This window comes from Dokdonia sp. Dokd-P16, assembly GCF_003095655.1.
Classification (GTDB): domain Bacteria; phylum Bacteroidota; class Bacteroidia; order Flavobacteriales; family Flavobacteriaceae; genus Dokdonia.
Map to the genome: position 1 here is coordinate 1,556,451 of NZ_CP029151.1, position 24,728 is coordinate 1,581,178.

General features: G+C 36.6%; 29 protein-coding genes. 23 read left to right on the forward strand and 6 right to left on the reverse strand.

Annotation, left to right across the window (positions count from 1 at the left end; all coding sequences use genetic code 11):
• Positions 1-6 precede the first annotated feature (6 nt).
• The 13 genes from mgtE to DCS32_RS07130 all read left to right on the forward strand — a co-directional run bounded on the left by mgtE (position 7) and on the right by DCS32_RS07130 (position 9,536).
• Entirely contained in the window at positions 7-1,356 is a 1,350-nt protein-coding gene (gene mgtE, locus DCS32_RS07075) for a magnesium transporter (RefSeq protein ID WP_108877627.1), read from the forward strand.
• Positions 1,353-1,778, forward strand: a complete 426-nt coding sequence (locus tag DCS32_RS07080) for an acyl-CoA thioesterase (RefSeq protein WP_108877628.1) — start codon at positions 1,353-1,355, stop codon at positions 1,776-1,778. Before mgtE ends, DCS32_RS07080 begins: the two co-directional genes overlap by 4 nt.
• A gap of 75 nt (positions 1,779-1,853) precedes the next feature.
• The gene (locus tag DCS32_RS07085) at positions 1,854-2,240 is read left to right on the forward strand and encodes a cupin domain-containing protein (protein WP_108877629.1); all 387 of its coding nucleotides are present in this window, start codon (positions 1,854-1,856) and stop codon (positions 2,238-2,240) included.
• Positions 2,241-2,247: 7 nt separating this feature from the next.
• Positions 2,248-2,415: a hypothetical protein gene (locus DCS32_RS16060; RefSeq protein ID WP_162533611.1), complete on the forward strand. Its 168-nt coding sequence runs from the start codon at positions 2,248-2,250 to the stop codon at positions 2,413-2,415.
• A 3-nt stretch (positions 2,416-2,418) separates the two neighbouring features.
• A complete protein-coding gene (locus DCS32_RS07090) occupies positions 2,419-3,366 on the forward strand; it encodes a 2-hydroxyacid dehydrogenase (protein ID WP_108877630.1) in 948 nt (315 codons plus the stop codon).
• A gap of 30 nt (positions 3,367-3,396) precedes the next feature.
• Positions 3,397-3,909, forward strand: a complete 513-nt coding sequence (locus DCS32_RS07095) for a DUF4199 domain-containing protein (RefSeq protein WP_108877631.1) — start codon at positions 3,397-3,399, stop codon at positions 3,907-3,909.
• 18 nt (positions 3,910-3,927) lie between these two features.
• The gene (locus DCS32_RS07100) at positions 3,928-4,323 is read left to right on the forward strand and encodes a VOC family protein (protein ID WP_204161819.1); all 396 of its coding nucleotides are present in this window, start codon (positions 3,928-3,930) and stop codon (positions 4,321-4,323) included.
• Between the two features lie 59 nt (positions 4,324-4,382).
• Positions 4,383-4,778 (forward strand): TM2 domain-containing protein, encoded by a 396-nt coding sequence (locus tag DCS32_RS07105; RefSeq protein ID WP_108877633.1) that lies wholly within the window; start codon positions 4,383-4,385, stop codon positions 4,776-4,778.
• 108 nt (positions 4,779-4,886) lie between these two features.
• Positions 4,887-5,219: an ArsR/SmtB family transcription factor gene (locus DCS32_RS07110; protein ID WP_108877634.1), complete on the forward strand. Its 333-nt coding sequence runs from the start codon at positions 4,887-4,889 to the stop codon at positions 5,217-5,219.
• A complete protein-coding gene (locus DCS32_RS07115; RefSeq protein ID WP_108877635.1) occupies positions 5,216-6,637 on the forward strand; it encodes a pyridoxal phosphate-dependent decarboxylase family protein in 1,422 nt (473 codons plus the stop codon). Before DCS32_RS07110 ends, DCS32_RS07115 begins: the two co-directional genes overlap by 4 nt.
• Positions 6,638-6,801: 164 nt before the next feature.
• Positions 6,802-8,295, forward strand: coding sequence for a sensor histidine kinase (locus tag DCS32_RS07120; RefSeq protein ID WP_108877636.1), 1,494 nt, complete (start codon positions 6,802-6,804; stop codon positions 8,293-8,295).
• Positions 8,292-8,696 (forward strand): response regulator, encoded by a 405-nt coding sequence (locus DCS32_RS07125; protein ID WP_108877637.1) that lies wholly within the window; start codon positions 8,292-8,294, stop codon positions 8,694-8,696. The genes DCS32_RS07120 and DCS32_RS07125 overlap by 4 nt, the downstream gene beginning before the upstream one ends.
• Before the next feature lie 126 nt (positions 8,697-8,822).
• Positions 8,823-9,536 carry a flavodoxin family protein gene (locus DCS32_RS07130; RefSeq protein WP_108877638.1) on the forward strand — a complete coding sequence of 238 codons (714 nt, stop codon included), beginning with the start codon at positions 8,823-8,825 and terminating at the stop codon, positions 9,534-9,536.
• A 35-nt stretch (positions 9,537-9,571) separates the two neighbouring features.
• Here DCS32_RS07130 and DCS32_RS07135 read toward each other — a convergent pair whose 3' ends face one another.
• From DCS32_RS07135 to DCS32_RS07145, 3 genes are all read right to left on the reverse strand, one after another.
• Positions 9,572-11,386 carry a GNAT family N-acyltransferase gene (locus DCS32_RS07135; RefSeq protein WP_108877639.1) on the reverse strand — a complete coding sequence of 605 codons (1,815 nt, stop codon included), beginning with the start codon at positions 11,384-11,386 and terminating at the stop codon, positions 9,572-9,574.
• 85 nt (positions 11,387-11,471) lie between these two features.
• Positions 11,472-12,722, reverse strand: a complete 1,251-nt coding sequence (locus tag DCS32_RS07140; protein ID WP_108877640.1) for an aspartate kinase — start codon at positions 12,720-12,722, stop codon at positions 11,472-11,474.
• Positions 12,723-12,858: 136 nt separating this feature from the next.
• Positions 12,859-13,344 carry a GNAT family N-acetyltransferase gene (locus tag DCS32_RS07145; protein WP_108877641.1) on the reverse strand — a complete coding sequence of 162 codons (486 nt, stop codon included), beginning with the start codon at positions 13,342-13,344 and terminating at the stop codon, positions 12,859-12,861.
• A gap of 123 nt (positions 13,345-13,467) precedes the next feature.
• Between DCS32_RS07145 and fbp the strand changes: the two genes are divergently transcribed.
• The 5 genes from fbp (at position 13,468) to DCS32_RS07170 (ending at position 17,774) form a co-directional block, all read left to right on the forward strand.
• Complete coding sequence (gene fbp, locus DCS32_RS07150) at positions 13,468-14,472, forward strand: class 1 fructose-bisphosphatase (RefSeq protein WP_108877642.1); 1,005 nt, start codon at positions 13,468-13,470, stop codon at positions 14,470-14,472.
• Positions 14,473-14,556: 84 nt separating this feature from the next.
• The gene (locus tag DCS32_RS07155; RefSeq protein ID WP_013750461.1) at positions 14,557-14,907 is read left to right on the forward strand and encodes a hypothetical protein; all 351 of its coding nucleotides are present in this window, start codon (positions 14,557-14,559) and stop codon (positions 14,905-14,907) included.
• Between the two features lie 21 nt (positions 14,908-14,928).
• Positions 14,929-15,729 (forward strand): cell envelope biogenesis protein OmpA, encoded by an 801-nt coding sequence (locus DCS32_RS07160; RefSeq protein ID WP_108877643.1) that lies wholly within the window; start codon positions 14,929-14,931, stop codon positions 15,727-15,729.
• The gene (locus tag DCS32_RS07165; RefSeq protein ID WP_108877644.1) at positions 15,716-16,210 is read left to right on the forward strand and encodes a Rab family GTPase; all 495 of its coding nucleotides are present in this window, start codon (positions 15,716-15,718) and stop codon (positions 16,208-16,210) included. The genes DCS32_RS07160 and DCS32_RS07165 overlap by 14 nt, the downstream gene beginning before the upstream one ends.
• The gene (locus DCS32_RS07170) at positions 16,203-17,774 is read left to right on the forward strand and encodes an ATP-binding protein (protein WP_108877645.1); all 1,572 of its coding nucleotides are present in this window, start codon (positions 16,203-16,205) and stop codon (positions 17,772-17,774) included. Before DCS32_RS07165 ends, DCS32_RS07170 begins: the two co-directional genes overlap by 8 nt.
• Positions 17,775-17,853: 79 nt before the next feature.
• Here DCS32_RS07170 and DCS32_RS07175 read toward each other — a convergent pair whose 3' ends face one another.
• Positions 17,854-18,282: a fructose 1,6-bisphosphatase gene (locus tag DCS32_RS07175; RefSeq protein WP_108877646.1), complete on the reverse strand. Its 429-nt coding sequence runs from the start codon at positions 18,280-18,282 to the stop codon at positions 17,854-17,856.
• An 88-nt stretch (positions 18,283-18,370) separates the two neighbouring features.
• Between DCS32_RS07175 and DCS32_RS07180 the strand changes: the two genes are divergently transcribed.
• The 4 genes from DCS32_RS07180 to DCS32_RS07195 all read left to right on the forward strand — a co-directional run bounded on the left by DCS32_RS07180 (position 18,371) and on the right by DCS32_RS07195 (position 21,380).
• Positions 18,371-18,964, forward strand: coding sequence for a HupE/UreJ family protein (locus DCS32_RS07180; protein WP_108877647.1), 594 nt, complete (start codon positions 18,371-18,373; stop codon positions 18,962-18,964).
• A 100-nt stretch (positions 18,965-19,064) separates the two neighbouring features.
• Entirely contained in the window at positions 19,065-19,493 is a 429-nt protein-coding gene (locus DCS32_RS07185; protein ID WP_035334863.1) for a deoxycytidylate deaminase, read from the forward strand.
• Positions 19,494-21,083, forward strand: a complete 1,590-nt coding sequence (locus tag DCS32_RS07190) for a S41 family peptidase (RefSeq protein ID WP_108877648.1) — start codon at positions 19,494-19,496, stop codon at positions 21,081-21,083. It abuts the gene before it with no gap.
• A gap of 9 nt (positions 21,084-21,092) precedes the next feature.
• Positions 21,093-21,380, forward strand: coding sequence for a hypothetical protein (locus DCS32_RS07195; protein WP_239057576.1), 288 nt, complete (start codon positions 21,093-21,095; stop codon positions 21,378-21,380).
• 7 nt (positions 21,381-21,387) lie between these two features.
• Here the strand turns inward: DCS32_RS07195 and DCS32_RS07200 are convergent, their stop codons facing one another.
• On the reverse strand, positions 21,388-21,582 hold the full coding sequence (locus tag DCS32_RS07200) for a hypothetical protein (RefSeq protein WP_108877650.1): 195 nt from the start codon (positions 21,580-21,582) through the stop codon (positions 21,388-21,390).
• Between the two features lie 4 nt (positions 21,583-21,586).
• Positions 21,587-22,171, reverse strand: a complete 585-nt coding sequence (locus tag DCS32_RS07205; protein ID WP_108877651.1) for a MarC family protein — start codon at positions 22,169-22,171, stop codon at positions 21,587-21,589.
• A gap of 265 nt (positions 22,172-22,436) precedes the next feature.
• On the opposite strand from DCS32_RS07205, the gene katG reads away from it, so the two are divergent.
• Positions 22,437-24,653, forward strand: coding sequence for a catalase/peroxidase HPI (katG, locus tag DCS32_RS07210; RefSeq protein ID WP_108877652.1), 2,217 nt, complete (start codon positions 22,437-22,439; stop codon positions 24,651-24,653).
• Positions 24,654-24,728 lie beyond the last annotated feature (75 nt).

Below are 24,728 nucleotides of genomic sequence, written 5' to 3' on the forward strand. Positions count from 1 at the left end.
TACCCTATGCAATTTGAACTCACTAGCGATCTTATCGATCAAATACAAGCATATGTAGCTGTTCAAAATGAGACCGCACTTAAAGAGTTGCTCTCTGAGCTTCACCATGCAGATATAGCCGAAGTATTAGATGAGGTAGATGCAGATGAAGCTGCTTACCTAGTTCTTTTACTAGATAGTGAGCAAACCTCAGAAGCTCTTATGGAGCTTGATGAGGATGTGCGCGAAAAATTACTAGGCAATCTTACTCCAGCAGAAATAGCAGACGAGGTTGATGAAATGGATACCGATGATGCGGTTGACATGATTGCAGAGCTTGATGATGATGTGCAGCTTGCCGTTATTAATCAAATAGAAGATGAGGAGCATAAGGCAGACATACGAGAGATGCTGCAATATGATGAGAATAGTGCTGGTGGATTAATGGCAAAAGAGCTCATAAGAGTAAAGGATTCTTGGACTGTAGGTGGTTGTGTAAGTGAGATGCGCCGTCAGGCAGAAGAAGTTACGAGAGTACACTCCATTTATGTAGTTACAAAAAGAGACGAGCTTATAGGTCGTCTATCTCTCAAGGATTTGCTTACCTCTGATACAAAAACAAAAATTGCCGAAATATATATTCCTAAGGTTGACTCTGTAAATATTAATGACAGTGCAGAAGATGTAGCTAAGCTCATGCAGAAGTATGATCTAGAAGCGATACCGGTGGTGAATGATAAGAACATCTTAATGGGACGTATTACCATTGATGATATTGTAGATTTTATAAAAGAAGAAGCAGAAAAAGATTACCAGATGGCTGCAGGTATCTCTCAAGATGTTGAGGCAGATGATAGTATACTTACACTCACACGAGCAAGATTGCCATGGCTGTTTTTAGGCTTAGTAGGTGGAGTAGGAGCTGCGACTATCATGGGAGGATTTGAAGATATATTAGAGAGCTATGCACTGCTCTTTTTCTATACACCGCTTATTGCAGCGATGGCTGGAAATGTAGGAGTACAGTCTAGTGCGATTATCGTTCAGGGTCTAGCTAATGATGATGTAAAGGGAAGCATAGGTAACCGTCTTGTAAAGGAAATGCTGCTAGCAGCACTTAACGGACTCCTATTAGGACTTGCTTTGTTTGCCTTTACTGCATTGTGGTATGGTGATGTGAGAGCAGCGATTGCAATCTCTGCATCTCTTTTTGTAGTAATTATCATGGCAGGAATTATAGGTACTTTTATACCACTTTTTCTTCATAAAAGAGGGATTGATCCAGCGATCGCGACTGGACCATTTATTACTACGAGTAATGATATTTTCGGGATATTAATTTATTTCTGGATTGCAAAAATGGTATTAGGTATTTGAAAAAACAATCGTTTTCATATCACCTCACCGTCCCAGCATCTGCTATAGATGTATTAGGTCACGTGAATAATGTAGTATACTTAGATTGGGTGCAAATAGCTGCATCAAAACATTGGAATGCCGCAACGGCTGCTTATTTTAAGGATGAAGACCCAGACGAAGAACGCTTAGGGATTCATAAAATGGCGTGGGTCGTGATGGATCACCATATCAAATATAAAGCAGAAGCCTTTGAGGGTGATGAGATTGTGGTCACCACTTTCGTGAAAAATTTTACTGCCGCAACATCTGTCCGTCACACAGAAATACGTCGTAAAGGAGAAGATAAGATTCTCGTAAGCGCAATAACAAACTGGTGTTTGCTAAAAATGCCAGAAGGCAGACCTATGCGTGTGCCTAAGGAGGTGCTTGAGCTATTTTAATACATAGTTCATTATTGGTTATCTACACAGAGACAGTTTTATAAATCCTTATCTTTATCTTAAAGAAGTCGTTTTATGAAACCCATCAACATAAAAAAAAAGTACTCCAAATTTGATAAGCAATGGCATCCACACCAGATTGCCACGGTAGATGATATGCAAGTCTTGCTTGCTAAGATTTCTGGATCCTTTGTATGGCACAGTCATAAGGATGAAGACGAATTGTTTTATGTGCAAAAAGGAGTGTTAGAAATGCGCTTTCGCGAAAGCGGAAATCCAGAAAATGTGTGGTCTGAAATTGTAAATCAAGGCGAAATCATTGTCGTACCTAAAGGTGTAGAGCACTGTCCTACAACCAAAGATGGAGAGGAAGTACACCTACTACTTTTTGAGAAAACAAGTACTGCGCATACAGGTGAAGTAAGTCATGAAAAAACACAAACCAGCTACCCTAAAATTTAAAAATATTATGAATAATAAAAAGATAGCAGGTATTGTTATTATGGCAATTGCTGGAGTATTTATGTTTGCTTTTGATGATGTAACTGGAGGTATAGGTTTTGTGTCTGGAATAATGATGGCAATAGGATTAGGTCTTTTTCTAGGCTGGATTCCTGTGAGGAAAAAAGAAAAATAATCAATGAAGATATTACACTTAGATAATAACCACCCACTTCTTATGGAGCAGCTCACGGCTGCGGGTCATGAGAATGTGGAGAATTACACAATAACAAAAAAGGAGACAGAAGCTATCATTGCTTCATATGATGGCATTGTGATAAGAAGCCGCTTTAATATTGATAAAACGTTTATCGACGCAGCGCCCAATCTCAAATTTATTGCTCGTGTGGGTGCGGGACTGGAAAGTATTGATATTCCTTATGCAGAGAGTAAGGGGATTTATCTCATAAGTGCGCCAGAGGGTAATCGAAATGCTGTAGGAGAGCAAGCGCTAGGTATGTTATTAAGTCTCTTTAATAATTTAAATCGTGCAGATGCAGAGGTAAAAGCAGGTAACTGGAACCGTGAAGCAAACAGAGGTGTTGAGCTAGAAGGAAAAACTGTGGGAATTATAGGTTACGGTAATATGGGAAAGGCTTTTGCAAAGAAACTTCAGGGTTTTGATTGTGAGGTGCTCTGTTATGATATTACAGAAAACGTGGGAGACGAGGGTGCACGCCAAGTATCATTACAAGAATTTCAAGAGCAAGTAGATGTTGTGAGTTTGCACACTCCTTGGACTCCGCAAACGGATAAAATGGTAGATGCCACTTTTATAAATGCATTTGCAAAACCATTTTATCTGATAAATACCGCTAGAGGAAAATCTGTAGTCACTGCAGATCTCATGGAAGCCTTAAAAAGTAAAAAGATACTTGGTGCCGGACTTGATGTGCTAGAGTATGAAAAGCTTTCTTTTGAGAATTTATTTACCACAGACGGAAGTTCAAATCTGCCAGCACCATTGGAATATCTTATTAAGCAAGATAATGTGTTGCTTACTCCGCACATCGCCGGCTGGACAGTAGCAAGTAAAATCAAATTATCTCAAACGATTGTAGATAAGATATTGAAACGATTCTCTTAGATACAATCTATTAATTATACATATAATACTATGAGTTTAGTAATAAAGAAATTTGGAATGATTGCCTTTTTCATAGGCTTGCTTGGTTTTTCACTAGCACTGTATTTAGGTAAGAGTCTCGATTATGGAACACAAGAGCTCGTAGGATGGGGAGTTATGGGTATGACAGCTGCGATGGTGTATTTTGGTGTTGCTTACCAGCGCGATACGGTGTATGCTGGAAAAATATCTTTCGGGAAAGCTTTAAAAACAGGAATTATTATTGCAGCTCTAGGAGGGTTAGGAGTAGCGCTAGCAGACATTGTTTATACCTTATTTGTAAATCCATCTTTTTTTATGGAGTATAATGATTACGCAATGGAACTTGCTGTAGCGTCAAAAAACCCAGTAGCAATCTCTCAGCTTGAGGCTCAAAGAGAAATGTATAGTCAATATAGCGGTACAGAGATGTCATTTATTGCTGGACTTATGATGTTTGTAATGACGTTTATACTTGGTTTTGTAGTTAGTCTTATTGCAGCATTTATTCTCAAGAAAGAGTAAGTCACTTAAATATATAGCATTATGAAAAGAGTCACTGGAATAGGAGGAATGTTTTTTAAAAGTGAAGATCCGGATGCACAAAAGGAGTGGTATAAAAATCACTTAGGCATTCCCACAGATCAATACGGCTGGACATTTTGGTGGAGAGATGAGAACGGAAAGAAGTGCTCTACACAGTGGAGTCCCATGAATGATGATACGACCTATTTTTCTCCTAGTAAGAAACAGTTCATGTTTAATTTTAGGGTTGACAATTTGATTGCGTTATTGGCCGTCCTCAAAGAAGAAGGTGTAACAATTGTAGGTGAGGTAGAAGAATATAGCTATGGGAAATTTGGGTGGATACTTGACCCAGAAGATAACAAAATCGAATTGTGGGAACCTATTGATAGTGAGTTTTTAAAGGAAGAATAGCGTAGAAGTATCTCAATCTTTTTTGTAGTTTTAGCGCTAATTAACCAACAACCAACCAGATGAGTTTAGAAGACGAAAAAATACCGGGTGATAAGCCAGGTAATGATGCAAAAAACATGGCAGACGATGCAAAAAAAGCTGCAAGTAATTTTGCAAACGAAGCAAAAGATGCTGCCAATGAATTTGGCAATAGTGCAAAAGAAGAGTGGAATAAGGTGAACACTGGAGGAAGCAACAAAGTATTAATTGGTATAATGGGAATTATATTCGGATATTTAGGAATCCATAAATTTATGTTGGGTTATACTAAAGAAGGTCTTATTCAGCTTGGAGCAACTATTGTAACATGTGGTGCTGCGGGAATTGTGGGTTTTATAGAGGGTATTATATATCTCACTAAATCTGACGAAGATTTTCATATTACATATGTGGTAAATAAGAAACCTTGGTTCTAGAATTATAAAGAAAGCTCAGCTAGTCTGGACTTTTTTGTTAAATATTTTATCGTAATATAGCGATATTGCAATTTATATCTATCTTTAGGGTATAAACAACGCAACATTATGGGAGTTACAAAGAGGCATATACATTCTATGAGGGCAAATCAGATTGCAGATCTGGCAAAGATCCTCTCTAATCCGGCACGTGTGGCTATCATAGAATACATAGGTGATTGCGATGGTTGCCTATGTCAAGATATCTCAGAGAAAATAAGACTATCGCAGCCCACCACCTCTCAACACCTACAAGTAATTAAAAGAGCAGGAGTTTTAAAAAGCCAATTTAAAGGCAAGGCCCAATATTACAGTATAGATGCTCGCAAATGGGAGCAATTGCAAGGACTTTTTTACGATTTCTTTGAGCATACTAAATCAAAAATGTCTGAGAAGTCATGAGTACATCCTTATTAAAAAAAGCATACGATAGTTCACTTTTCAAAGAAGAAGGAACAGATCTAGTAAATCAGATATCTCAATACCTGTCTGACACTACCTCGGGAAAATCAGAGAAAGTCATCACGTGGACAACACCAGAAGATGAGTATCAATTTTGGAAAGAGTATATTTCATCTAATCACACAACCTCAGACTTTTTTAAGACTGTTATCGCGAGGTCAATACACACGCACCACCCTAAATATATAGGTCATCAGGTGGCACCTACGGTGCCTGTATCTGCTTTAGCCACACTATTGAGCGCGCAACTTAATAATGGGATGGCAGTATATGAGATGGGAGCAGCATCTACTGCACTGGAGCGATTGATTATCGAGCAGTTTGCAAAAGTTATTGGCTTTGATCATGGTGACGGTTTTCTAACTTCTGGGGGAACGCTCGCAAACCTTACAGCATTACTCGCTGCTCGCAGAGTCATGGCAGAAGGTGATGTTTGGAATGAAGGACATAGTAGTAAACTTGCTATTATGGTATCTGAGGAGGCGCATTATTGCGTAGATCGGGCCGCTAGAATTATGGGCCTTGGGAGTGAAGGCATTATAAAAGTGCCTGCAGATGATACCTACAAGATGCGCACAGAACTGTTAGATACTTACTATGATTCGGCTGTAGCAAAAGGTTATGAGGTGATTGCTATTGTGGGGAGTGCTCCTAGCACAAGTACTGGGGTTTACGATGATCTAGAAGCGATTCACGCTTTCGCGAAAGCAAAAAAAATATGGTTCCACATAGACGCAGCCCATGGTGGAGCAGCTATTTTTTCTCCTAAATACAAACATCTATTAAATGGAGCAGATAAAGCCGATTCTATAATTATAGACGGTCATAAAATGTTGGGTACAAGTGCGCTGGCAACGGCGGTTATTTTTAAGGAAAGTACGGCTAGCTACGCTACGTTTGAGCAAAAAGCACAATATCTCTGGGAAAAGAACGAAGATGCAGACTGGTTTAACTTAGCCAAAAGGACTTTTGAGTGTACAAAAAGTATGATGAGCTTGCGTTTTTATGCTATTATAAATGCATATGGATTGGCATTTTTCGATGACTTTGTTACAACACTCTATGATGCGGGAAGAGATTTCGGAGCTTTAGTTACTGAGCAGGAGGATTTTGAGATAGCACTTGATCCTGTTTCAAATATTGTTTGTTTTAGATATATAGCTGGGGCTGGTGATATCAATCGTATTAACCAGAACATACGAAAAGCACTACTGGAAGATGGAGAGTTTTATATTGTGGGAACCTCTTTACGTGGAGAATTCTATTTAAGAACCACATTTATGAATCCTTTTACGACAACAAAGCATACAGAGCGCTTACTTAATGTTATTAGAGAAGTTGCAACTGGATTTCTTTAAAAGGGAGGTAATTAGTCTACTATTTAAAATAATTACTGAGATACAACATGTTACAAAAGGAATAAGGGTTAGCTATTCTACGCAAATTAAAATTAAATTACCTATTTTAGTTAACTAAAGTAGATAATAGTTCTGTTTATCAGAATATTATGGCAAACCTATAGATGAAAATTTTTACTTCCCCTGCTTCGTTGTTTCCATCATTTGATGAGAACGCATCTTTGTTATTACAAGAAGCGGCATCTATTGGTATGTGGGAGTTTAATGTGGGTGGAGAAAAAGTGTACTGGAGTGCAGGTACAAAAAAGTTACACGAAGTCTCTGGTGATTATGCGCCTACAGTTGAGCAAGCTGTAAAATTTTATAAGAAAGGTTTCTATCGTGATAAGGTACAGAGAGACTTTGAAAATGCTATTAATCATGCACAAAAGTTTGATGGCCACTATATAATTGTTACCGCATCTGGTAAAGAAAAGTGGGTTCGATCTGTAGGAGTTCCAGTAGTTGAAAACGGGGCGTGCACGAAAATTTATGGTATTTTTCAAGATATTGATTCTCAAAAAAAAGCACAACTAGAGCTTAAACAGAAAGAACAGAAATTTAGAAAAACATTTATAAATGCTCCCAACGGTGTTGCCTTAATTTCCTTGGAGGGAGAGTGGATCCAGATTAACCCACAGATTTCTAAAATATTTGGATACACATTAGATGAAATTAATAGATTAAGGCTCCGTGATTTAAATTACCCTGGAGATATCGATATTAATGTTATTCTCAAAGAGAAATTACTGTCGGGAGATATAGAAAACTATCAAGCAGAGAGACGTTTTGTACATAAAACAGGTAAAACTGTATGGACAGTACTATCAGTGTCATTAGTAAAATCTGAGATGTCAGAGCCAGGTTATTACATATGCCAGATTACAGATATAACATCTCTTAAAAATGCAAATGAGAGAATAGAAGATCTCTTAAGTAAGACAGAAGGACAAAATGAGAAATTATTAAATTTTAAACACATTGTCTCACATAATTTGAGGTCACATACTAGTAACTTGGATATGTTATTGACATTTTTAAAGCAGGATATTCCGAGATTAGAAGAATCTTCTGTGTTTCAAATGTTAATGAGCGCATTTGGAAATCTAGAAGAAACTATTGAGAATTTGAGCGAAGTGTCATCTTTTGATAATGTAACTGCAGAAGATTTTGTTGAGATTAATGTAATCGAATTTATAGATAAAACACTTACAAGTCTTCATACATTATTTCACGAGGTGGGTGGCACCGTGACAGTGGATATATCTGCAGAGCTCAACGTTATGGCTATACCAGAATATTTGAGAAGTATTTTCTTAAATATTTTATCAAATACTATTACCTATAGACGCGAGAATGAGTCTTTAAGGGTTGTAATTACTGCTACACAAGATGCAGATTATACAATTATTCACTTTACAGATAATGGTCGCGGTATAGATTTAGATTTGCATGGTAATAAAATCTTTGGTCTTTATAAGACCTTCCATAGAAATGAAAGTTCAAGAGGTCTAGGCTTATATATTGTAAAAAACCAGATTGAAGCATTGGGAGGATGTGTAAAAGTTGAAAGTACGGTAGGTGAAGGATCTACTTTTAAAATTTATTTAAAACGATGAAGCAAATAGACATAGCCTGCATAATAGATGATGACCCAATCTTTGTTTTTGGCGCACAACGACTAATGAAAATGAGTAACTTCTGTAAGGGGTTTTTAATTTTTCATGATGGAGAGCAAGCGCTCAATCACCTTGCTCCGGTATTGAGAGGTACTGTAGCGTCTGCAATTCCAGATGTAATACTGTTAGACATAAATATGCCTATTCTTGATGGGTGGCAATTTTTAGACGGTATTATTACAATAAAGGTGATTAAGAAAATTACCATCTTTATTGTCACAAGTTCCATAGACCCTAGAGATAAGGAAAAAGCCAAGTCCTATAGTAACGTAAAAAACTTCATTGTTAAGCCCATTACTCAAGATAAGCTCAACGATTTGATGTCGCAGATGGAAGGTTGATTCAGTGCGCTTTCGCGAAAGCGTAATTCCTATTAAAATAAGCTAAGAGCTGGATAAAATTGGTTTAAGTACAAATCAGGTCGTAAAAATGTAAGTTTTTAAGAGTTTAAACGTCAGATCGTTGATATGAAAGAAAAACCTGATTTCTCAAACCTAAAAGCGCTGTATATAAATTGCACGCTTAAAAAAACACCTCACATGAGTCATACTAAGGCACTCATGGATGTCTCTATAGATATTATGCGAGCAGAGGGTGTTACTGTAGAATATTTGAGATTTGTAAATCATGATGTTGCCTATGGCGTGTATCATGACATGACAGCGCATGGAGAAGAGACCGATGAATGGCCAGAAATTTTTAAAAAAATAGAAGAGGCAGATATCCTTGTGATAGGAACTCCAATCTGGTTAGGTGAGAAGTCATCTGTAGCAACAAAGCTCATAGAGCGGTTATACGGGGAAAGTGGTAATCGTAATGACAAAGGTCAGTATTATTTTTACGGCAAAGTAGGAGGTTGTATTATCACGGGGAATGAAGACGGTATCAAGCACGTAGCAATGAGTACCCTTTACTCTTTGCAACATATAGGTTATAGCATCCCTCCACAAGCAGATTGCGGATGGATAGGCGAGGCTGGTCCTGGCGCTAGTTATAACGATGAAGAAAGTGGAGCAAAAAATAATGACTTTACAAATCGTAATACGACCTTCATGACATACAACCTCTTGCATCTTGCAAGTATGCTTAAAGCACAAGGTGGATATCCAGCTTATGGAAATTCACGAGGTGACTGGGATGATGGTACTCGCTGGAATTTTGAAAATCCAGAATACAGATAGTATAAGATTTATATAGAGAGGGGAGTAAAATTTTTTTATTCCTCTTCTGTATTACGTTGATTATATTTTTTTTCAAGCTCTTCTTGAAACTCTTCCATAACAGGTTTTACGGTGCTCTCTGGTAGATCTGCGATGCGTATATACATAAGACCATCTATTGCATTATTAAATAGGGGATCTACATTAAATGCAATAACTTTTGCATTTTGCTTTATGTATTTTTTAATGAGAACAGGGAGTCGTAGTGATCCTGGTTCTATTTCTTCAATGAGTTTATCAAACTTATTTAGATCTGCTTTACTTTCGTCAAAAACAAACTCCTTATCGGCATCTTTGAGCTTTACTTTCCATTCCTTTTTAGGACGTATATATTGTGCGATATAAGGGTCGTAATAATGGGATTTCATAAATTCAACCATCATCGACTTTGAGAAGTTTGAAAATTGATTCGAAATACTTACTCCACCTATGAGGTATTTATGCTCTGGAAAGCGCAATGTAGTATGTACAATACCTTTCCATAAAAGAAAAAGCGGCATAGGTTTCTGTTGATACTCTTTTATGATAAAGGCACGACCCATTTCAATACTCTCACTCATCATCTTATGAAGCTCTGGCTCAAAACGGAAAAGATCTTGGAGATAAAACCCATCTATACCGTGCTCCTTATAAATCTTTGATCCTAGCCCCATTCTATAAGCTCCTGCAAGTGCATTTGCTTCATTATCCCATAAGAACATGTGGTAATAATATCTGTCAAATTTGTCTAGATCAATAGCCTCATTTGTTCCTTCTCCTATGGCTCTAAACGTGATTTCTCTAAGTCTTCCTATTTCTCTCAAAATGCTAGGCATCTCTTGAGCAGGAGCTAGATATACTTCATAGTTTTTACTAGTGAGCAGGCGACGATCATTTTCGCGCAAGCGTAAAATCTCGTCTTCTATAAGGTCGCTACTCATTTCTGTAACAATCTTTTTAGGTTCCTTTGGCGGTTTTAATTTTTGAGGAATGTCTTTTAAAATATTCTTTTTCTCAAAGGAATTTGCCAGCATGTACGTTTTCTTACGTAAAAACTCTGTAAAGTCTTCAAGTGACTCATGTTCCTTTTGAGCGGTTACCTTTATAGGGTTTCCTATACGCACCTTTATTACTCGGTTTTTTTGAGTGAGTAGTTCGCTAGGTAACTTAGCTGTTCTGAGTGTATCACTTAAGCGTGATAGTTGATAAAAGAGCCTACTGTTTTTTGCGTGAAAATAAATGGGTACAATAGGAACTTCTGCCTTTTTAACCAGCTTCATAGCTGCTTCTTCCCAAGGCTTGTCTATAATGAGCTTATCATCTTTATACGTTGAGACTTCTCCTGCAGGGAAGATACCAAGGGGATGACCGTCTCTAAGGTGAGATATCGCACTTTTAAAACCAGCGATACTTGACTTTATATCCTTCTTGTTTTCGAAAGGATTTACTGGCATTACATAAGGCTTAAGTGGCTCAATGCGGTGTAGTAAAAAGTTTGCGATGATTTTAAAATCTGGCCGTTGCTCAAGCATTAACTTGAGCAGTAATATGCCATCAATACCACCTAGTGGGTGATTTGATATTGTTACATAAGCACCATCCTTAGGTAGTCTTTTTAAATCTTCTTCTGGGATTTCAAACTTGATATTAAATTCATCAAGCAATGCATTAAGGAACTCAAGATCTCCTAAATGTTTATTACGGTCGTAAACTTTATTGAGAGAAGAAATTTTAAGAATCTTCATTAATGACCACCCAGCAAAGGTGCCTATAAAGCCAAATTTATCGACATTTATAGCTCGTGCAACTTCTTTGGCGGTGACTAGACCCATTATTTTTGTGGTTATTTTAAGTAGGCAAATATAACAAATAGGGTTTGCTATAGTTACATTTTATTAACCTAGAGACCGCATACTTCTAGTTTTGTGTCACAAGTTGCACTGTGTTTTGAGCAACTTGCTTGAGAAGCACTGATTTATCCTCTTGAAATTTATCAAGTGCTTCTTGTGCAAAATGTCTTATTGTATAAAGTGAAACGCCTGTGGTAACGTTTACTTTAAATTTTCCTTTAAGCTGATTTGTAAGTTTTTCTAAGCCATTAAATTTGTTATCTACACATACAGAAAAGCTTATCGCAGAGTTCTGTATAAGGTCAACTTTAAGCTTGTAAGTAGAAAGCAACTGAAAAACCTCTGCAATATTATCTTCTACCATAAAGGAGAAATCTAGAGAAGATAGTGATATGAGCACTTGGTTTTTCTTGACAATATAACACGGCACCATAGGTGCTAATGTAGGCACACTACTTACCATGGTGCCAGCAGCCGTAGGGTTGAGGAAGGATTTTACATAAAGCGGTATTTCCTTACGCTGTAGGGGTTGTAATGTTTTAGGATGAATAACAGAAGCTCCATAAAATGCAAGTTCAATCGCTTCTTCGTATGGGATTTCATGTAATAAAACGGTCTTATTAAAAACTCGAGGATCACCATTTAAAACACCAGGAACATCCTTCCAGATAGTCAGATTTTCTGCATCGAGGCAGTATGCAAATATGCCACCCGTATAATCAGATCCTTCTCTGCCTAATGTAGTTGTAAAGTTATTACTGTCTGATGCTATAAATCCTTGAGTAATGGTAAGTCCTTTTGGGTCTACATGCTCTTTTATCGCTGCTTGCGTTGCCTTCCAGTCTACGCGTCCATCGCGGTAACTGCTGTCTGTTTTTATAAGACGTCGCGCATCTAGCCAGGTGTTTGTAAGACCTTGCTTGTTGAGGTATGCACTTATGATGGTAGTAGATATAAGCTCGCCGTAGCACACAATTTGATCATAAACAAAATCATATTTTGGCGATTTGTTCCAGGCAAGAAAGCCTTTGAGTTCTGCAAAAAGTTCTTTTATTTTTTCTAAAACTTCATCATCTTTTTCAAAAAGATTATTAATAATCTCCCTGTGATAAGCTACCGTGCGTTCTATATGTTCTGGAAGATTGCTTTTATCATCAAAGTAAGCTGTAACAATTGCCTCCATGGCATTAGTCGTTTTTCCCATTGCAGAGACTATAACAAGCTTTTCGCCAGCCCCTATGGTTTTCAGCACAGTTGCTACATTCTTTACGCCATCTGCATCTTTTACAGATGCTCCTCCAAATTTAAATACCTGCATATTGGTAATCTTACTTTTCTAAGTTAGTCGCTCGTTTTAAATGAGCGCTTATTAATAAACAAATGGTGATGTATTGTTGTGCGGGTTTTGTTACGCTTTCGCGAAAGCGTATACCTCACAACAGAGCCAAAAATTATTAAGCATTAATTTTTTTAATATAATCTTGAAGACGTTGCTCATCCATTTGTACAAGATGCCAATCTTTTAAAAACTTTGCATTACTTTTTTTGTAGAATTCAATGGCGCTAGTGTTCCAGTCTAGCACAACCCATTCTACACGTTTTACACCGCTCTCTGCTCCAAAAATCATAACCTGATCATAGAGCTGTTGCCCTACTCCTTTGCCACGTAAAGATTCCTTTACCACTAGATCTTCTAGGTGTAATGATTTGCCATCCCAAGTAGAAAAGCGAAAGTAGCATAATGCCATACCTACAACTTCGGTTGCTGTTTTGGCTACAAAACAAGTAAAAAGAGGGTGCTCACCAAAACCGTTTTCTAAGAGTGTTTTTTCTGTAATCTTTACTGCTTCTGGCTCTTTTTCATAAACTGCTAGTTCGTTTATGAGACCCAGTACAGCTGGCATATCTTCTGGTGTTGCTTTTTGAATAGAGATGTTCATAATTAGGGTTGTTTTTGTCTAAGCGACGCTAAGGTAAATAATTACATTAACTATTCTTAAACGAAAACGTTGTAGTAATTTAAGATTAAAGCTACTTTTGCGCTAAATCAAAAAACACGTATCGTGTCAAGAAAAAACCAAACATTAGGAGAGTTTATTATTGAAAATCAAGCTGAGTTCCAGTATTCTTCTGGAGAGCTTTCTCGCTTGATCAACTCTATCCGCCTTGCGGCCAAAGTAGTAAACCACGAAGTAAACAAGGCTGGCCTTGTAGATATAGTGGGTGCTGTGGGAGAGACAAACATCCAAGGTGAAGACCAGCAAAAGCTGGATGTAATGGCAAATGACACCTTTATACGTACCCTTACTAATCGTAATATTCTTTGTGGAATAGCAAGTGAGGAAAATGATGATTTTATTTCAATACAAGGTCAAAATGGGGATAACAATAATAAGTATGTATTACTTATGGATCCTCTAGATGGCTCTTCTAATATTGATGTGAATGTTTCTGTAGGTACAATTTTTTCAATTTACAGACGTGTGACCCCTGAAGGAACTCCTGTAACAATGGAAGACTTTTTACAAAAAGGTAGAGAGCAGGTAGCAGCAGGATATATCATTTATGGAACTTCTACCATGATTGTATATACTACAGGTCATGGTGTAAACGGATTTACTCTTAATCCAGCAATTGGAACTTTTTATCTTTCTCATCCTAATATGCAGTTTCCAGAAACAGGAAGTATTTATTCTGTAAATGAAGGGAACTATGTACACTTTCCAGACGGAGTTAAGAGGTATATAAAATACTGTCAAGAAGAAAAGGATGACCGTCCTTATACATCTAGATACATAGGATCATTAGTTTCTGATATTCATAGAAATATGATAAAAGGAGGGATTTATATGTATCCAAAAAGCTCAAAAGCAGCAAATGGTAAACTGCGTTTACTGTATGAATGCAACCCTATGGCCTTTATAGCAGAGCAAGCAGGAGGTAAGGCAAGTGATGGTTTTGAAGCTATTTTAGACCTTCAGCCTACAGAGCTGCATGAGCGAGTTCCTTTCTTTTGTGGAAGCAGATTAATGGTCGAAAAAGCCGAAAGTTTTATGAAGGAGTCTTAATTGTTGAGTTAAGAAGGATTAAAACTCATAAGGCGGGGGATTTTTTTTATATTTGATTAAACAAATATCAAGGCTACTACCATTATGGCTAAAAAAGACCCTACACAGAATGAGCAACTACCTGATGTTGCAAATTCTAAAATTGAGGCTATCAAGAACCTCATTTTCGGTGAAAATATTCAAGAATATAATCACGAATTTGACACTCTAAAGGCAGATATCACGCAAAAGCGTGAAGAAATGCTCTCTTATGTAGATGATGCTCGTAAAGAGATCATGACGGCTATAGATAATCTAAGTACAGATGTAAATATTCGTATTTCTGATCTTGAACAAGCACTTGATGATAAAACTCAAGACCTTGATAATAGAAAGGTAAGCCGTGATAGCTTAGGTGATATGCTCATACGTCTTGGTGAGAATATAAAAGCTTAGATCAATCTCTGAAAATTTTTAATGACAACTGATGAACGTCTTGAAATTTTAAAAGAGCTTTTACTCACAGATGAGAAAAAGCCTGAGAATGATATATACAGAAAAATTAAAAATCTAGAAGAGAGACAACAACATCTATCAGATAGAGTAGGCCCCATTCTAGATGAACGTTTGTTGAGCTTTGTAAAAGAAATGCCCGAAACTCTAGGGCCCACAATTACCCAAACTTTAAAGTCTGAAATTAAAAATTCTCAGGATGCTGTGGTAGAAGCATTATACCCTATTATGGGTAAAATGATCAAAAAGTATGTCCAAGCAGAAATAAAAAAGCTTAACGACTCTATAAGTGAGAAAATAGATAAGGCATTTTCATTTAGAAGTATGTTTAAGTCTAAGGGTAAGGAAAGACCTACTGCAGCGGCACTGCTTAAAGAAGAATATAAAGCGTATATTGAACAAATACTTGTAATCGAAAAAGGTTCTGGATTGCTTAAAGCAAGCTTTTCAAAAACCAAAACGATGGACAAGGATATGATGGCGGGTATGCTTACGGCGATAAAAAGCTTTGCAGAAGACGCTTTTGAGAGAGGTGAGATGGAATTAGAGAGGATAGATTATCAACTCTACACTATTCACTTACAAAACTTCTCAGAATATTATATTGCCGTAATTTTGAGCGGTATTTATGATGATGAATATAAAAATAAACTTGATGATGTGTTACTTGACTTTGCTCAGTTTGTGATAAACAAAGATGATTTAAGTGACAATCAAAAATTTACAAAAAAATTAAAAGAGTATTTTACAGATGAGCGTATCTAAAAAAATAGTATTACTAGGACATTTTGGTGTTGGTAAGTCTTCACTGCTTCGCAGGTTTGTTGAGAATAATTTCTCAGATAACTATGTAGTGACTATTGGTGTGCATATAATGAAGAAAGAAGTAACTATCAACTCTGATAAGGTAACGCTTATAGTATGGGATGTTGAAGGAACAGATGATTTTACAAAATATAGACCATCATACTTAATGGGAGCTTCAAGCTTTATTTATGTATTTGATGCCTCTAGAGCAGTAACATATGGTGATTTAAAATATAACTTAAGTCACTTAAAAGATAAGTATCCCCAAGTGCCTGTGCACATTATCGGAAATAAAGTAGACTTAGTCGACAAGGATGAAATCATGGCAGCTCTTAAGGCGCAAGATGTTCAACATAGCTATCTTTCCAGTGCAAAGACCGGAGAAAATGTTGAACAGCTGTTTAATGATGTAGCAGCCCAATTGCTTAAAAATGCTTGATAACCTTAGACAGGATTTTTTTAATAAAACCACACAATTACTTATTGTCAATAGAGGACTTAAGGTAGAAGACTCAGATCAAAACCTATTTTCTATTAGCAAAAACTCTGATATAACAGAGTTTCATCCATTTTTCTACTCACTGATGAATGTCTTTGAGGAGACAAAAAAAGAACATACTTTCTTTTGTGTTCAAGTAGAGGTGCTTGGAAAACTTTATTTTTTAGATATAAAGACCATTTTAAGAGATGACGATACGTTAGTCGTAATTTTAAATGATCTCACAGATCACTATAAAACCGTACACCAGATTAAGCAGGTGCGTAATGAGTCTATTATAGGTTTTAATATCACACAAGAACTTAATCAAGAGTTAGAAATACAGCGCAGTTTTAAGAATAAGTTTCTTGCAAACGTAAGTCATGAAATCCGTACTCCACTCAATAGTATTGTAGGCTTTCTTTCTGTATTAGAAAATACAGATATCACAAGAGAGCAATTAGACATTCTTAATATTGTAAAAGATTCATCTAAAAACCTAGTAACTATTCTAGATGATTTGATGGATATATCTAAGATTGAGGCAGGCAAACTAGAAATTAAGAAGAGACGTTTTGACTTTAAAGAATTTATAGAAGTTTTAGGTAAAACCTATCAACTTAGAGCAGATGAGAAAAGACTTTCTTTTGAGTTTGAGATGGGCTCAAAGATTCCACGTTTCTTAGTGGGTGATCATCTTAGAATCAATCAAATCCTTGTAAACTTATTAGAGAATGCATTAAAGTACACGCATCAAGGAAATATAAAATTCTGTGTAAAAACAGATTCTCAAAATGCCAGAAGAATTCCTGTTACTTTTGAAGTGACAGATACTGGAATAGGAATACCTAAGGAGAAGATAGATAGTATTTTTGACAGCTTTACACAGCTAGAAAAAAGAGGCCTCTTTGGAGGTTCTGGATTAGGACTTAGTATCGTAAAACAACTTACACACTTGTTAGAGAGTGATCTCGAGGTAAGTAGTGTGGAAGGCAAAGGATCTACATTTAGTTTTACAGTATATATGGGAGTTTCTCATAACCAGAAACGAGAGAAGAAAGAAAAGGCTAAGAAGACAAAGAATAAAAAAGCTGCTGGTAAAAAGCCACGTATTTTATTAGGAGAAGATGTCGAGGTAAATCAGTTGTTAATGCTTCGTCTATTTGTAGATCATGGTGCTTATAGTATAGATATTGCAAAAGATGGTGAGCGTGTTCTAGAATTTTTAGATAGAAACACTTATGATTTAGTGATACTTGATCTTACGATGCCTATAATGGATGGACTTGATACTGCAGTACAAATACGTAGTCATTCTAATAGTAAAATAAGTAAACTGCCTATTATAGCACTTACTGCTAGAACAGCTCAAGAAGAGCAAGATGCAGCAAAGGAGGCAGGTATGAATGCTTACTTAACAAAGCCTATAGATGCAGAGCTTCTTTTTGAAACAATAGAGAGACTCTTAACGCGCTATAAAAGAAAAAGTAAAGAAGTACTTTCATTAGAAGAAGAGGAAGAGTAAAATCTTCTTAGAAAACAATTAAAAAGGGGAAGATCTCATGAAGATCTTCCCCTTTTTGTTTTATAATAAAAGCTACAATCTAGCGGCTCATATTTTTTATTTCGTCTTGAAAAGTATCAATATCAGTACCCTCTCTCACTAGGGTAAGTGCTTTATGTGCTACATAAGATGCATTGCTTGTAGAAAATCCTAAACCTATAGCAAGTCTTACTAAAAGAGGCTCTTCTTCCTCAAAATCATGATCAATGTGAATCATACGAGTAAGATCGTATAAACGCTCTAATCTTCTGTCATAAGTAGTAGGAGGGTTAATAGGGTGTGACATATAATCTCCTAAAATAACTTCATAATCCTCTGCAGATATAGAAAGGTTACGAGCAAGCCTGTCTAAAAAGGCTTTTTCCTTGTCTGAAATTACACCATCATCCATTGCCACTCTCACAATAGATGCAAAGTGATCTTCATTTCTCTTGCGGAACCCGCTATCATATAAATCTGAAAAAGACATATTTCTTAATTTAAATTAAGCATCAAAGATAGCTATTTAATCAAGATTTTTAATTTGTACATTTGATAAAAACCCCTAATTTTTTTAGATGGATTCATTCATATTTTATTTTAAAGAAGGCCTTTTCCACGTACTAGATTGGAACGCCTATGACCATATACTCTTTTTAGTAGTACTCACAGTGCCGTACTTGTTTTCTAACTGGAAGAAATTATTGACATTAGTAACAATTTTCACGCTTGGTCATACCTTATCACTAGCACTATCGGCTTACGGAGTTGTTAGAGTAAATTCATCATTAGTAGAGGTTCTTATACCTATAACAATTTTAATTACTGCTCTTTATAATATTTTTACAGCTGGAAAAAAGAATCGCAATCAGAAGATAGGTATTCACCTTTTTGCAGCGCTATTTTTTGGATTAATACATGGGTTAGGTTTTTCTACATATTTTAAAATGATGACAGCAAGCTCAGAAAGTAAGCTGCTACCATTAATAGAATATACTTTAGGTATTGAAGCAGCACAATTGATTATTGTATTTGTAGTGCTTATTATAAGTTTTGTGGGTCAAGCAATCTTTAGATTTTCACTTAGGGATTGGGTAATGGTTATTTCATCCATAGTGATTGGAGTTGCTATTCCAGTGTTTAAAACTGCACTTTCTAGCATTAATTTTTAATAATTGTTTTGCATGCTTTTAGAAGTGTGTAAATAAGTTATATATTATATTTTTTTTACGCTTTCGCGAAAGCGTACCCATACACACATCACAACAATTAATGGCTTCAAAACAACATAAATATGACATCGCTTACTTGAGAATGGCTCGAGAGTGGGGAAAACTGTCGTACTGCAACCGTAAACAAGTGGGAGCAATCATTGTAAAAGATAAGATGATTATCTCTGACGGATATAATGGTACACCTACCGGTTTTGAAAATATTTGTGAAGACGACGAAAATAATACGAAGTGGTATGTATTGCATGCAGAGGCAAACGCAATTTTAAAGGTTGCCAGTTCCACACAATCTTGTCATGGAGCTACATTGTACATCACGTTAAGTCCTTGCAAGGATTGTAGTAAATTAGTACATCAAGCAGGTATTAAACGCGTAGTATATCATAATGCTTATAAAGATCTAACGGGTGTGAAATTTTTAGAAAAAGCAGGCGTTGAGATAGTACATCTTCAAGATATTGATTCATAAATGAAAATACAACGCAAATATATCCCCCTGCTCTTTGGTTTGGGCATTGCTTTAGGCATTTTGCTAGGAAGCCTTTTAGATTTTGGGTATAATGATACCGCGTTGTTTACTTCTAATGCAAAAAAGGATAAACTCAATAAGCTTATCGATTACATAGATTATGAATATGTAGATGTCATTAATACAGATAGTATTGTAGACGTTACTGTAAATGGTATTTTAGACAATCTAGACCCACATTCTACTTACATACCACCAGACGAGTATAGTGCTATGGAGGAGAATATGAAAGGCGATTTTGTAGGTATAGGAGTGAGTTTTTATCCTTATAATGATTCGCTTGCGGTAATACAAGCTATTAAAGGAGGGCCTAGTGCTCGTGCTGGAATCAAAGGTGGAGATCGCATTGTTTATGCAGATGGCATCAATTTATCTACCAAAGAAATTACAGATGACTCTCTATCTAGTATTTTAAAGGGTAAAGCAAGAACACCTATTGAAATCAAAATAAAAAGACCTGGAGTTAAAGACCTTTTGACGTTTAATTTTAAACGTGATCATGTGCCTATTTTTAGTGTGGTAGGCAGTTATATGCTTACTAATAATCTTGGATACATTAAGATTAACCGTTTTGCAGAGTCTACTCATGAAGAGTTCAAAAAAGCACTCATGGATCTCAAAAACAAAGGAGCAACTAAAATTGCACTAGATTTAAGGGATAACCCAGGAGGTTATATCTCTAGCGCAGAGGGTGTGGTAAATGAGTTTTTAGAAGAAGATAAACTTATACTCTTTACAAAAAATAAGACAGGAAATATATCAAATAGCTATACTGATGATGGCGGTATTTTTGAAGATGGAGAAGTGTTTATACTTATAAACGAAAACTCTGCAAGTGCTAGTGAGATTGTTGCGGGAGCATTGCAAGACAATGACAAAGGAGTAATAGTAGGACGTAGATCCTTTGGTAAAGGGCTTGTGCAGAGAGAAATGGATTTAGGTGACGGCAGTGCTGTGAGATTAACTATCGCACGTTATTACACTCCTACTGGGCGTTCTATACAGAAGCCTTATGAGTTAGGAGATAAAGATTATTTTGAAGATTATCTTAATAGGTATGAAAACGGCGAGCTGCGTAGTGTAGATAGTATTAAAGTGGCAGACTCTCTTAAATTTAGAACTCCTAAGGGTAAAATTGTATATGGTGGAGGAGGAATCATACCAGACATCTTTGTTCCTAAAAATACAGATTATGAGGTAGAGCATCTCAATTATGTATTGCGTTCTGGTTATATGCGCTTATTTATCTTTGAGCAACTAGAAAAGGATAGAACATACTACAACAGCTTGAGTATGGAGCAATTTCAAGAAGAGGTTGTTATATCAGATCAAGTAGTAGAAGATTTTATATCTTTCGCACAGTTTAGGCAGATTAATTTGAAAGCAAGTAAATATAAAGACTTGTATAAGAAATACCTCAAAGCTACAATGGCTAGACAACTTTTTGATAACAATGCTTTTGAGATGATGGTAAATAAAGAAGACGCTGTTATTCAAAAAGTAATAGAACTTACCCTTGAAAAAGAATAACCTATGTTAATGGTAGTAGCTATATATGTATATATTATCGCAATCATCTTTAGATTGCTAGATAATAGTGCTGCACTACTTATACGTCACGGTATATCTGTTAGTCCTTTTTATCTGAAGCCACCTATTATTCTTGCCCAAATAGAAGATCTTAAAGATGAGAAACTCATCTGGAAGTTGCGTCGTAATTTATGGTATCAAAAGTTGCACATTGCTTTTACAGCACTAGCAATACTCACATTAATTGTTGGGATTATTTACGAGATATATAACCCTTACATCATATACTTAATGTAAGTATATACTATTTATGTTTCTCTGCAATCTTGCGAGAGGTACGTAAAATAAGCAATAGCAATATTGCACACGCACAAGCAATAACTCCTATTAAAGCAATGCTGCTCTCTCCTTCAAGAAGATTAGAGAAGTCAAGCAATGTTACATTGTAAATAAGAAGGCCTAGGGCCAGTAAGATTCCAATAGGGATTATAAACTTCATAGATTTACTTAAATAGTTCTTGAATGTTTGCGGTAAAAAGCTTCACAGCAATTGCTAACAAAATTACACCAAAAACTTTATGTATTACAGCAATACCGTTCTTTCCTAAAAAGCGTTCTATATGTTTAGAAGTTTTTAATACAATATAGACTAGTAAGATATTGAGTATGATAGCAATTATAATATTGCTAAGATCATATTCTGCACGTAGTGCAAGAAGCGAAGTAAGAGTACCTGGCCCAGCTACTAATGGAAAGGCGAGTGGGAATACAGATACAGTCTTTGCACTAATACCATCATCATCTTTAAAAATACTAACACCTAGAATCATTTCTAGAGCTATAAAGAAAAGAATAAAAGAACCTGCTACTGCAAATTCATATACATTAACACCTATGAGACCTAGTATGCTTTCCCCTACAAATACAAATAGGATCATTACAATAAGTGCTACTAAGGCAGCCTTCTCACTCTGTATATGTCCAGCCTTTTTTCGCAGTTTTAATATGATAGGAATACTCCCTATAATATCTATTACAGCAAAAAGTACCATTGCGGCAGTAAGTATTTCTTTAAGATCTATTTTCATTGCATATTCATTTTAAAATGCGCGCAAAGGTACCTTTAATTAAAGGATACATAATGCATACTTGTATAGAATTATAAATACAATACGTAACTTAATGCACTATTAATAAGTTGGTAACATTTTATTTAAAACTCGTGTAATGTTTAATATAAATTGCCGTCATAGTTTTTGGCTATTAAACTTTAATTTATTCTAATGATAAACTATAGTTAGCTAGATAGATAATTAATATTTTTACCATATCAACCTTGTAAAACCTATTGGAATGAAAAATACAGAAACATTTGATCTTAACGACGATTCTCAAGCGGCAAAGTGCCCTTTTATGGGAGGAGCACATAAACATACATCTGGTGGCGGTACAACTAACCGCGACTGGTGGCCTAACGAACTTCGTCTTAATATACTTAGACAAAATGCTACAAAATCAGATCCATTAGGAGGTGACTTTGACTATGCTGCGGCATTTAATAGTCTTGATTTTAGTGCTCTTAAACAAGATGTACTTGATTTAATGACAGATTCACAAGACTGGTGGCCTGCAGATTATGGTCATTATGGAGGCTTCATGATTCGTCTGGCATGGCACAGTGCAGGTACTTACCGTATAGGTGATGGACGTGGAGGAGCAAGCTCCGGAACACAACGTTTTGCACCACTTAACAGTTGGCCAGATAATGGTAACCTTGATAAGGCTCGTTTATTATTATGGCCTATTAAGAAAAAATATGGAAATAAAATTTCTTGGGCAGATTTAATGGTGCTTGCAGGTAACTGTGCATTAGAATCTATGGGCTTCCCAACTTTTGGTTATGCCGGAGGACGTGAGGACGTATGGGAGCCAGAACAAGATATCTACTGGGGAAGCGAGACAGAGTGGGGAGCAAATGATGAGCGTTATGCAGAGGGAGAGTTAGAAGCACCACTAGGAGCAGTAATGATGGGGTGGATATATGTAAATCCAGAAGGGCCTAACGGAGTTCCAGATCCTATGGGTTCTGCGGCAAATGTGAGAGAGACTTTTGGACGTATGGCGATGAATGATGAGGAGACAGTAGCATTAGTAGCTGGAGGTCACACTTTCGGTAAAGCACACGGTGCAGCAGATCCAGATAAGTTTGTAGGTACAGAACCTCATGGAGCAGCTATAGAAGAAATGAGTACTGGGTGGAAAAATAGCTACGGTACAGGAGTACTTGACGATACCATTACTTCTGGTATAGAAGGAGCATGGACACCTAACCCTACACAATGGGATGCAGATTATTTTGATGTGTTATTAAACTATGATTGGGAGCTTACTAAGAGCCCAGCAGGAGCACACCAATGGACGCCTACAGAAGCATCAAATGCTAAGATGGCACCTATGGCTGGAGATGCATCAAAGAGACAGCGTCTTATGATGACTACAGCAGATATTGCGTTAAAAGTTGATCCAGAATATTTAAAAATCTCACAGAGATTTCACGAAGATCACAAAGCTTTTGAAGATGCATTTGCAAGAGCATGGTATAAGTTAACACACCGTGACATGGGACCGGTAGAGAGATACTTAGGACCAGAAGTACCTAGTGAAGAGTTATTATGGCAAGATCCAGTACCAAGTAACGATGGATATTCATTAAGTGATGACCAGGTTGCTACATTAAAAGTAAAAATTGCAGCGTCAGGACTTACAGTTTCAGAGATGGTTTCTACAGCGTGGGCATCTGCCTCTACGTTCAGAAATTCTGATAAGCGTGGTGGAGCAAATGGAGCTCGCATTCGTCTAGCGCCGCAAAATAGATGGGAAGTAAACAACCCGGAGCAGTTATACAAAGTGCTTAATGTATTAGGTGCTATCCAAAGTGATTTTGATGGTGATGTGTCTATGGCAGACCTTATCGTTCTTGCAGGATCTGTAGGAGTAGAAAAGGCGGCAAAAGATGCTGGGCATGATGTTACTGTTCCATTTACGCCAGGACGTACAGATGCGTCACAAGAACAAACAGATGTAGATAGCTTTGGTTATCTTGAGCCTAAAGCAGATGGTTTTAGAAACTATGTGAGTCATACACAAAAAGCAACAGCTGCCGAAGCAATGCTTATTGATCGTGCACAATTACTAGGACTTTCTATTCCAGAAATGACAGTGCTTGTAGGAGGTTTACGTGTGTTAGGTACAAACTATAATAATACTAAAGTAGGTGTCTTTACAGATCGACCTGGACAGTTATCAAACGACTTCTTTACAAACATACTAGACTTTACTTACACTTGGAAGGAGCTTTCTTCTGATGAGACATTATTCTCAGGAAGTGACCGTCGCACTGGAGAGATGAAGTTTACAGGATCTCGTGCAGATTTAATTTTTGGATCAAACACAGAGCTTAGAGCAATTGCTGAGGTTTATGGAGCAAATGACGGAGAGCAACGTTTCGTAGCCGACTTTATCAAGGCATTTACTAAAGTCATGAACGCAGACCGTTTTGATATTAAGTAAATAAATCACGCTTTCGCGAAAGCGTAAATACACAATAAAAACGTCCAACTTGTTATAAGTTGGACGTTTTGCTTT